Source organism: Halopseudomonas sp., assembly GCF_041579695.1.
In the GTDB taxonomy this organism is placed as follows: Bacteria; Pseudomonadota; Gammaproteobacteria; order Pseudomonadales; family Pseudomonadaceae; genus Halopseudomonas.
In genome coordinates, this window is sequence record NZ_JBFGFI010000012.1 from 43,588 (window position 1) to 53,157 (window position 9,570).

Here is a 9,570-nt window from a genome sequence, read left to right on the forward strand (position 1 = left end):
TCAAGATCACGTCTGTGCATCATCCTGTGTTTGTAGTTGTCGGCATGCTGTCTGGCCATGCGCATTGTGCCCTTCAACCACGAGCCGGCGCCCGGTCTCCGTGGCAGTAATGGTAATAGTCATGTCCGGGCTTGGCAAAACCCCCGCGCCCTTTTCCGGCCATTCAACCAGACACAGGCTGTCGGCTGAAAAATAATCCCGGATACCCAGGAATTCGAGTTCTTCCGGATCCAGAAGACGATACAGGTCAAAGTGATAGATAGCCCGACCATTCAGCTCATACGGCTCAACCAGCGTGAAAGTCGGGCTCTTGACCGCACCCGCATGCCCCTGGGCGCGGATAAGCCCGCGGCTGAGCGTGGTCTTGCCCGCGCCCAGGTCACCCTGCAGATAGATTACGCCACGGGCCTGCATCGCGCGACCAATGGCCGCACCAGCGGCCTCCATGGCACGATCTCCCTCGGCAAGTATGACTTGAATCATTTCGGATCCCGTATATTGAGCAATCGACGAATGGACATCATCAGGTCAGTGGCAAGCAGGCCGCGCTCATCCCCTGCGGCCGCGCTATCACCTGCCAGGGCATGAATCAGTGTGGCGTAGCGGGCCGCAGTGCCCGCCGGGACTTTTTGCGCCAGCATCGCACCGCACAGGCCGGACAGCACATCGCCCATACCTGCCGTGGCCATACCCGGATTACCTGCGGTGCACAGCGCGAAAGGTTCGCCTTGCGGCTCACCACCGCCCACCAGGCTGCCAACACCCTTGAGCACTACCGCGCACTGATAGCGTTGAATCAGGCGTTCCAGGGCGCCCACGCGATCGGCCTGGATCTGCGCAGCGGAGCATCCCAGCAGCCGCCCCGCCTCGGCGGGATGCGGCGTGATGATACAGTTTTCACCCAGCTCGATGCCATTGGCAAAACGCTCGGCGATGATATTCAACGCATCAGCGTCCAGCACCTTGGGCAGGTCGCTGCCCAGGACCAGATCCATCACCTGTTGGCCCCACTCCCCTTTCCCCAGTCCCGGACCGATGATCAGTACGCTGGCGCGCTGGACCAGCTCACCAATCGCGCCCGGATCGTCTGCGGCATGAGCCATGACTTCCGGACAGCGGGTCAGCAACGGTGCAATATGGGCGCTGCGTGTCGCCGCACTGACCCTGCCCGCGCCGCTGCGCAGGGCTGTCTCGGCTGCAAGCAAAACGGCCCCACCCATACCCAGATCGCCACCGATGACCAGCGCATGACCAAACAGACCTTTGTGCGCTCCCCGCGGGCGTGTTGGTAACGTGCCTGACCAATCGTCCAGGCGCAACTGCTGGGCGACAGCCTCAGGCAGCTGCCCGGGTAGATCGGCCAGAGGGGCAAAGTGCAAGTCGCCGGCATGATCGGGACCCTGACCGGTGAGCAGACCGATCTTGAGCGTAATAAAGGTAACGGTCATGTCGGCCCTGACCGCATCACCCAGTATCGCACCACTGTCAGCGTGCAAACCGCTGGGCAGATCGACGGCGACGACAGGTAACCCGCTATTGTTGATGGCTCTGATGGCGCCTGCATAGGGCTCGCGAACATCTGTATCAATGCCGGTGCCCAGCATGGCGTCGAGTATCACGCCCTGTAGCAATTCACCCTCCTGCCACTGCTCTGGCGTGATGCCCGCAGCCATGGCAACCTGACAAGCCCACTGGGCGTCGCCGCTCAGCTTCTCGGGTGACGAGACGGCCAGCACACGCACTCTCCAGCCTGCCATGTGCGCAAGTCTGGCCACCAGATAACCATCACCGGCGTTGTTGCCACCACCGCACAGCACGGTGAGTTCCCCGGCGCGCGACCAGCGTCCCTGCACTTGCTCCCAGAGTGCTTCGGCTGCGCGCTGCATCAGCTCGCCACCGGCGATGCCGCCTTCGATAATGGCTGCATCAATTGCGCGGGTCTGCGCGGCGTTGTAGATCCGGGTTGGCAATGGGATGGTCATGGGCATGTTACCTCTGGCAATGTCTGGCACAATTGTAGGTTCTTATCAGCCGCCTCCCCAACTATTCAGACCGGATCAGCATGATCGACGCTACCGCCAACCCCGACCAGCTCGCCGAACGGATTCGCGAGCTGGGACAGGAACTGGGATTTCAGCAAGTGGGAATCAGCGCCGCGCACATCGGCGAGCATGAGGAGCGGCTGAACGACTGGCTGGACGCCGGCTACCAGGGCGAAATGCAGTGGATGGAAAGCCATGGCAGCAAGCGCACCCGTCCAGCCGAACTGGTTCCCGGTACCTGTCGAGTGATATCGGTGCGCATGGACTACCTGCCTGCGGACACGGCGATGGCAAAACGGCTGAAGCAGTCCGAGCATGCGTACATCTCCCGTTACGCCCTCGGCCGCGACTATCACAAACTGATGCGCCGCCGCCTGCAGCAACTGGCCGAGCGCATTCAGAGCCTGATCGGTCCGTTCGGCTACCGCGCCTTTGTCGACAGCGCACCCGTGATGGAGCGGGCACTGGCTACCCGCGCAGGCCTGGGGTGGATCGGCAAGAACACCATGCTGATCAATCCACGGGCCGGCAGCTACTTCTTTCTTGGCGAATTATTCACCGACCTGCCTTTGCCTGTGGATGCCCCACAGGAAAAAGAGCATTGCGGCAGTTGCACCGCGTGCCTGGAAACCTGCCCGACCGGCGCCTTTGTCGACGCCCACGTACTGGATGCCAGACGCTGCATCTCCTACCTGACCATCGAGTTGAAGGGGGCGATCCCGCCGGAATTGCGGCCGCTGATGGGCAACCGCGTGTTTGGCTGCGACGACTGCCAGATGGTCTGTCCGTGGAACAAGTTCGCCAAGCCAACTGGCGAGACCGACTTCAGCCCACGCCACCAGCTCGACCAGGCCACGCTGACCAGCCTGTTTCTATGGGACGAAGACACCTTCCTGCGCAACACCGAGGGCTCACCGATACGGCGGATAGGTCACGAACGCTGGCTGCGCAACCTGGCCGTCGGCCTGGGCAACGCGACCACCAGCATTCCGGTGATCGAAGCGCTCAGGGCCCGGGCCGAACACTCATCCGAGATGGTTCGCGAACACGTGCAATGGGCCCTGCAGCGCCACGGCGAGGCGCCCTGAGCTACCCGCTCAGAACTTGATAAAGTGCTCGCGGTAATACTTGAGCTCGGCTATCGAGTCGTAGATGTCATCCAGCGCCAGGTGACTACCCTGCTTCTTGAAACCACCCTTTAGCTCCGGCGCCCAGCGTGATGCAAGCTCCTTCAGGGTCGAGACGTCAAGATTGCGGTAATGGAAGTACTGCTCCAGCTCAGGCATGCCGCGGTGCAGAAAACGTCGGTCCTGACAGATACTGTTGCCGCACATGGGCGACTTGCGCGCAGGTACCCACTGCTGCAGAAAAGCCAGGGTCTGCGCCTGGGCCTGGGCGACGTCGATGCGGCTCTCGCGCACACGCTGGGTCAGGCCGGAACCGCCATGCTGACGGGTATTCCATTCATCCATACCATCGAGCATCGCGTCCGGCTGCTTGACTGCCATGACAGGCCCTTCCGCCAGCACATTGAGCTGCGCGTCGGTTACCACGGTGGCGATCTCAATGATCACATCGTTATCCGTGTCCAGACCGGTCATCTCCAGGTCGATCCAGATGAGGTTGTCGTCGTTGGTCATGCGCTCTCCTGCTGTCAGATGGTTGTGATCGAGTATACGCGGCGCATGCTACACTGGCGAAACTTCCGGAATCAGTGCAACACATGGCCAAGCGACACCTCACCCGGCGCCAGAGCTGGCGTATTCAGAAAATCCAGGACGAACGTACTGTTCGCGCCGGCCGCCGCGCCGACCAGGCCGAAGAAAGCCTGATCGGCGGCGACCTGGGGCCCGAACAACAAGGTCTGGTCATCGCCCACTTCGGCGTGCAGGTTGATGTCGAAGCGACCGAAGGCCCCGACAGCGGGCAGATTCGTCGCTGTCACCTGCGCGCCAACCTGCCAGCGATGGTCACCGGCGACCGGGTAATCTGGCGGGCGGACAATCAGGCCGGCGGCGTGATCGTCGCTCAGCTGCCGCGCGAGTCGGAACTCAACAGGCCCGATCACCGCGGCCAACTCAAGCCGGTCGCAGCCAATGTCGACCGGCTTGTGATCGTTTTTGCTCCGCTACCCACGCCCTATACCACGCTCATTGACCGTTACCTGGTCGCCGCTGAGCAGTCCGGGCTAAATCCGCTGCTGGTGCTCAACAAGGCCGACCTGCTGCGCGGCGGCGAATTTGCCGAGGTACGGACCTGGCTGGATGTGTATGCAAAGCTGGGCTATGAGGTACTGGAGCTGTCCGCCAGTTCGGGCGCGGGCCTGGACGAACTGCAGGCGGCACTGAAAGATCACATCAGTGTGTTCGTCGGCCAATCCGGGGTGGGCAAGTCATCGCTGATCAACGCACTACTGCCAGGCATCGATCTGCGCGTAGGGGCATTATCGGAATCCAGCGGACAGGGCACCCACACCACGACGACCGCCAAGCTGTTTCACTTTCCCGAGGGCGGCGACCTGATCGACTCGCCCGGCATTCGCGAGTTCGGGCTGACGCACATCAGCCACGAGGACCTGCTGGAAGGCTTTGTCGAATTCAGACCGTTTCTCGGCTACTGCAAATTCCGCGACTGCGCACACCTGCATGAACCCGGCTGCGCACTGCTTAACGCCGTGGAACGTGGCGACATATCAGCCAGCCGCATCAGCAGCTACCGGCAGATACTGTCCAGCATCGGGCCTCAGAGCTACTGATCCGGCGGCAGCGCTATTGATCGATCGGCTGCAGGTTGCCGCCATCATCAAAGAAGTTGGTCGATCTCTGCGCGGGGGCGACGGCATCACCTGCCGGCGCGCCTGCCAGGTCGTCACCCTCGTCACTTTCGTCAGTGCTCGGACCCGTTGAGGTGTCCGGCCGCGACTCAACCTCGCCCGGCACAGGCTCAGGACCAAGCTCTTCCACGCGATCACCGAGTCCTTCGAGGATCTGATCCTCGGCGCGCTTGTTCAGCACCACGATATCGATGCGTCGATTAATCGGATTAAACGGATCGGTGCGATCGAACAGCGCCGAATCGGCGAACCCTACCACCCGCGCGAGCTGGTTTTCCGGGTAACCCGCGGCAAGCAGAGTGCGCCGCGCGGCGTTCGCCCTTTCGGTAGACAGCTCCCAGTTACCATAACCGCCGCGACCGATGAAAGGCGCAGCGTCGGTATGGCCACCAATGCTGATTTTCTTCGGAACCACGGCAATGGTATCGCTGAGCGCCAGCAGGATTTCTTCGAAGTAGGGTTGCAGCTGCGGACTGCCGCTGGCGAACATCGGTCGGTTCTCGGCATCGACGATCTGGATGCGCAAGCCGTCCTGGGTGATCTCGAGCAGGATCTGATCCTTGAAGCGCTGCAATACCGGCTCGACGTCGATCTTGTTCTGCAGCTCCTGGAGCAACATATCCAGCTCAAGCCTTTCTACCTGCTCACTGACAACCTGCTCTGCCTGCTGCGAGGCAGACTCCGATTGCGTGTCGTCCGGAACCGGCGATTCGTCTTCCTTCACATCGCTGAGGGTACGGTCCGGCGCCACCGTAGGCGTGCCGCCCAGGTCGATGGCATAGGGACTGCCGCCCGCTTCAAAGCCGATGGGATCGTTGAAATAGCCGGATATCCGCTTCAACTCTTCCGGGGTTGCCGCCGTCAGCAGCCACATCACCAGAAAGAACGCCATCATCGCCACGGCGAAATCGGCGAAGGCAATCTTCCAGGCGCCGCCGTGATGCCCCCCAGCCTTGCGGGAGATACGCTTGACAATGATCGGCTGGTTATTGTCCACCGATCAACGTCCTTTTACCGAATCTTCCAGTTCGGTAAAGCTCGGCCGATGCTCCGGCAGCAGAGCCTTGCGGCCGAACTCGACTGCGAGCGCCGGAGGCAAGCCCTGGGCGCTGGCCACCAGGCACATCTTGATTGCCTCATAGGTATTGACTTCCTCGTGGGCCTCATGCTCCATCGCCGCAGCAAACGGGCCAACAAAACCATAGGCCGCCCAGATACCCAGGAAGGTACCTACCAGCGCGGTTGCCACTTTTTCACCAATCATCTTGTTGTCGGCATCGCCCAGAATACTCATGGTGATCACGATACCCAGCACCGCAGCGACAATACCAAAGGCCGGCAGACCGTCGGCAACCCGTGTGACCGCATGACTGGGACCTTCAAGCTCTTCGGTGAGGCTGGAAATCTCCACGTCGAACAGAGCCTCGAGTTCGTGCGGCGCCATATTGCCGGTCGACATGATCCGCAAATAGTCGCAGATGAACTCGATCATGTGTTTGTCTTTGATAATCGCCGGATACTTGCTGAATATGGGGCTCTCCGCCGGCTCCTCGATGTCGGCTTCGATCGACATCATGCCCTCGCGGCGGCTCTTGTTCAGCACTTCGTAAAGCACACCCAGCACGTCGAGATAAAAGGGCTTGCCGAACCGATGACCAAAGATGATTACCGGCACCTTGGCGAAAACCTTTTTCACCGTGGTCATGTTGTTGGCAACCAGGAATGCGCCAAACGCAGCCCCGCCAATGATCAGGATTTCGAACGGATGCCACAACGCGGCGAGCTTTCCGCCGGAGGCCATAAAGCCTCCCAGCACGCTGCAAAGCACTACCAGATAACCACCGATTTTCAGCATAAACCCATCAGATTCCTTGGAAGACACGAAACCGCCGTGCTACGGCAGCAAAACAGCCCTGTTCACGTTATAGTCTTGCGAGTAGCCACGACACTGATTGTAAAGCCGCAGACACTATGAGCACAGAACAAGAAAGCAAAAGCGCGGTAGAGGATGATATCGGCAGACTGCGTCAAAGTCTGAATGCCTTTGTGTTGCCAATTGAAAAAAAGCAGCAACTGGCGCTGTGCAGCCATCTCGAAAGCGAAATGTTGAACCTGTCTGAGCTGACTGCCAGGCTGCTTCACGTGCCCGCCGCGGCGCTGCAAGTATGCCGCGTGGCCGGCGAGGCAGGCCGCCGCAGGGATATAGACATCCTCACGCTGGAACACGCCTGCAACCTGCTCGGCACCCAGCGTCTGGCCAGCATCATAAAGGATCTGCCGGTTGTCGAAGCACAGGACATGCCCGCTGCCTACCGGCAACTGCTGAGCATCAGTGAACATGCGCTGACCCAGGCACAAGGTCTGTTCGCCAATCGAATGGCGCGCCTCTGGCACGAAGTGTCACTGGCCAGCCTGCTGTTTCTTGCCCCGTGCTGGGTACTGGTGTACCAGCGACCCGAGGTATTTGCCGAGTGGGAAGCCCGGCATCTGGAACACAAATCCTCAACAACCTCCTTCAGCCACTGGCTGCTGGACAGCGAAAATGTACTCGGCCTGGCACAGCAGTTGGCTGAAGACTGGTGGCTTCCGCCATGGATTCTGCAGGGCTACCGCTCCCTGGGCAGCAGCCGTAGAACCATGGTCCGGGCGCTGCACATCGCGCGCGACACCCAGCATCCCCAGGAACAGCAAGCCGCTCTGGATGCCGACCGCAGCCTGTATCGCTGGCTGACGCTGCCGGCCAACAGCCTGCTCATGGCCAATGGTCTGGCACTCGGCGCGCACCACGACTGGGACGCCAGGCATACCCGGCGCTGGCAGCAACTCACCGCACTCTATCTGGGGCAACAGGTTTCCGCGGTGCAGAGCGCCAGCCATGCCAATGCAGTCGACAGCGCCCGGACGCAATACGCGCACTACGGCGACTCGGTCTGGCTGCCGGCAGAAGCGCTCCTCTGGCCCTACGGATCGCGCAGACACCAGGGCCACTCGTCCCTCGCGCCATCAACGGCAGCGTCGCCGGATTGCTGCACCTCCAGCGCCACGCCCGCTGCCAACGCAACATTATGGCGGGAGAACTGCATCGCACTCTCTGCCCAGCCCGGCAATTTTACCGGTCTGAACGGGATCATCGAGACCGCTTTACAGGCCGTCACCGCGGGGCTGGGTATCGAGCAGGGCTGGGTAGCGCTGTATAACAGCCGTCAGCGCCAGCTGACCGTGCGCGCCGGCCTCGGCTTTGCCAACGACCGCGACCCAACAGGCGTCGCGCTGGGCGACTGCCGCAGCAGTGCCTGGGGTCGTTGGCTGCAAAGCAGGTCCAGTCACCAACTGGCTCCCGGCAGCATGCGCCGCGAGAGCGAACTGCTGCCAGCCAACCTGAACCAGCTGATTGGCGACGGTCCCGCTCGCCTGTTTCCCTTGCTTCACGCAGGGCAGGTGGTAGGACTGCTCGGCACCCAGGGCGCGACCGACCCCAGCCTGACTGATGATCGTCGTCGCCAGGCACTGGTCAAAACAGCGCAATGCCTGAACCGCGCGCTGATCAGCTTCATGCAAAAGCGCTGAGCCGGTACCATAGCCCCAACCTGATCGATGGAGACTCGCATGTCCGACCCGATGTTACCGTTACTAATCGAGCCCGAGGAGTTGCCAGCGAAACGCGAGCTGGCCTTGTTTCGTCTGGTAGATCTGAGTTCTGCGGAACAATATGCCGCCGCCCACATACCCGGCGCCGTGCACCTGGTCCCTGCCCGGACCACATCGGGTCCACCAGTACCTGGCCTGCTGCCCCCGCTTGAACAATTAGAGCAGATACTCGGTGAACTGGGCCATCATGCGGACCTCCATTACATCGTCTACGATGACGAAGGGGGCGGCTGGGCCGGCCGTTTCATCTGGCTGCTCGATTGCGTTGGGCATCAGCGCTACAGCTATATCAACGGCGGGCTGAAAGCCTGGATGCAAGCCGGATTCCTGACCGAACAGACTCCCAATACCGTGAAACCCACCACACCCGAACTGCGCATCGAGCATGATCCGAGCATCAGCCTGGACGAGCTGCGCGCCGGTCTCGACGATCCCGACCTGGTCATATGGGATGCCCGGTCACCCGCCGAATATCGCGGCGAGAAAGCCTTCTCGCGCAAAGGCGGACATATCCCCGGCGCAGTCAATTTCGAATGGACCGCCGGCATGGACGCGCAGCGCGGCCTGCGTCTGCGCTGCGATCTCGCCGGGCAGCTCGAGGCACTGGGCATTACCCCCGACAAACAGATCGTTACCCACTGCCAGACACACCACCGCTCCGGCTTTACCTATCTGGCCGCAAAAATTCTTGGTTACCCACGCGTCAGGGCCTACCCCGGCTCCTGGGCCGAGTGGGGCAACCACCCTGACACCCCCGTCGAATCCTGAGGAAACCCCATGCGCGATCGCCTGTTCATCATCATGCAGTACCTGCTCCCCCAGCACCTCCTCTCGAGGCTCGCCGGATGTGTCGCTGACTGCGGATGGCCCTGGCTGAAGAATGCCTTCATCAACTGGTTCGTAAAGCGCTACCAGGTAGATATGTCGGAAGCGGTCCAGGAAGAGCCGACCGCCTACGCCTGTTTCAACGACTTCTTCACCCGGGCTCTGAAAGACGGCGCGCGACCGATTGACCCGGCAGCGGACAGCGTCCTGTGTCCTGCCGAC

The 9,570-nt window shown here is 61.3% G+C and carries 10 protein-coding genes; 5 read left to right on the top strand and 5 right to left on the bottom strand.

Features of this window, described 5'->3' with window-relative positions:
• Positions 1-6 precede the first annotated feature (6 nt).
• Positions 7-483 carry a tRNA (adenosine(37)-N6)-threonylcarbamoyltransferase complex ATPase subunit type 1 TsaE gene (gene tsaE, locus ABYA88_RS04715; protein WP_373185741.1) on the bottom strand — a complete coding sequence of 159 codons (477 nt, stop codon included), beginning with the start codon at positions 481-483 and terminating at the stop codon, positions 7-9.
• Positions 480-1,982 (bottom strand): NAD(P)H-hydrate dehydratase, encoded by a 1,503-nt coding sequence (locus tag ABYA88_RS04720; RefSeq protein WP_373185758.1) that lies wholly within the window; start codon positions 1,980-1,982, stop codon positions 480-482. Before ABYA88_RS04720 ends, tsaE begins: the two co-directional genes overlap by 4 nt.
• A gap of 80 nt (positions 1,983-2,062) precedes the next feature.
• Here ABYA88_RS04720 and queG point away from each other — a divergent pair, with 80 nt between their 5' ends.
• Positions 2,063-3,130 (top strand): tRNA epoxyqueuosine(34) reductase QueG, encoded by a 1,068-nt coding sequence (gene queG / locus ABYA88_RS04725; RefSeq protein ID WP_373185742.1) that lies wholly within the window; start codon positions 2,063-2,065, stop codon positions 3,128-3,130.
• Between the two features lie 9 nt (positions 3,131-3,139).
• Here the strand turns inward: queG and orn are convergent, their stop codons facing one another.
• Positions 3,140-3,682, bottom strand: coding sequence for an oligoribonuclease (gene orn, locus ABYA88_RS04730; protein ID WP_373185743.1), 543 nt, complete (start codon positions 3,680-3,682; stop codon positions 3,140-3,142).
• 83 nt (positions 3,683-3,765) lie between these two features.
• On the opposite strand from orn, the gene rsgA reads away from it, so the two are divergent.
• Positions 3,766-4,797: a small ribosomal subunit biogenesis GTPase RsgA gene (gene rsgA, locus ABYA88_RS04735; protein WP_373185745.1), complete on the top strand. Its 1,032-nt coding sequence runs from the start codon at positions 3,766-3,768 to the stop codon at positions 4,795-4,797.
• A 13-nt stretch (positions 4,798-4,810) separates the two neighbouring features.
• Here rsgA and motB read toward each other — a convergent pair whose 3' ends face one another.
• Entirely contained in the window at positions 4,811-5,872 is a 1,062-nt protein-coding gene (gene motB / locus ABYA88_RS04740; protein WP_373185746.1) for a flagellar motor protein MotB, read from the bottom strand.
• 3 nt (positions 5,873-5,875) lie between these two features.
• Positions 5,876-6,730: a flagellar motor stator protein MotA gene (gene motA / locus ABYA88_RS04745; RefSeq protein ID WP_373185747.1), complete on the bottom strand. Its 855-nt coding sequence runs from the start codon at positions 6,728-6,730 to the stop codon at positions 5,876-5,878.
• A 116-nt stretch (positions 6,731-6,846) separates the two neighbouring features.
• Between motA and ABYA88_RS04750 the strand changes: the two genes are divergently transcribed.
• The 3 genes from ABYA88_RS04750 to ABYA88_RS04760 all read left to right on the top strand — a co-directional run.
• The gene (locus ABYA88_RS04750; protein ID WP_373185748.1) at positions 6,847-8,442 is read left to right on the top strand and encodes a hypothetical protein; all 1,596 of its coding nucleotides are present in this window, start codon (positions 6,847-6,849) and stop codon (positions 8,440-8,442) included.
• Positions 8,443-8,481: 39 nt separating this feature from the next.
• Positions 8,482-9,291: a rhodanese-like domain-containing protein gene (locus ABYA88_RS04755; protein ID WP_373185749.1), complete on the top strand. Its 810-nt coding sequence runs from the start codon at positions 8,482-8,484 to the stop codon at positions 9,289-9,291.
• Positions 9,292-9,300: 9 nt separating this feature from the next.
• Positions 9,301-9,570: phosphatidylserine decarboxylase (locus ABYA88_RS04760; protein ID WP_373185750.1), on the top strand; the 270-nt coding region annotated here is incomplete at its 3' end.

What these genes read in the sequence shown, in the direction of transcription:
- tsaE (WP_373185741.1), bottom strand. Translation starts at nt 483, where the DNA reads ATGATTCAAGTCATACTTGCCGAGGGAGATCGTGCCATGGAGGCCGCT.
- ABYA88_RS04720 (WP_373185758.1), bottom strand. Translation starts at nt 1,982, where the DNA reads ATGACCATCCCATTGCCAACCCGGATCTACAACGCCGCGCAGACCCGC.
- queG (WP_373185742.1), top strand. Translation starts at nt 2,063, where the DNA reads ATGATCGACGCTACCGCCAACCCCGACCAGCTCGCCGAACGGATTCGC.
- orn (WP_373185743.1), bottom strand. Translation starts at nt 3,682, where the DNA reads ATGACCAACGACGACAACCTCATCTGGATCGACCTGGAGATGACCGGT.
- rsgA (WP_373185745.1), top strand. Translation starts at nt 3,766, where the DNA reads ATGGCCAAGCGACACCTCACCCGGCGCCAGAGCTGGCGTATTCAGAAA.
- motA (WP_373185747.1), bottom strand. Translation starts at nt 6,730, where the DNA reads ATGCTGAAAATCGGTGGTTATCTGGTAGTGCTTTGCAGCGTGCTGGGA.
- ABYA88_RS04750 (WP_373185748.1), top strand. Translation starts at nt 6,847, where the DNA reads ATGAGCACAGAACAAGAAAGCAAAAGCGCGGTAGAGGATGATATCGGC.
- ABYA88_RS04755 (WP_373185749.1), top strand. Translation starts at nt 8,482, where the DNA reads ATGTCCGACCCGATGTTACCGTTACTAATCGAGCCCGAGGAGTTGCCA.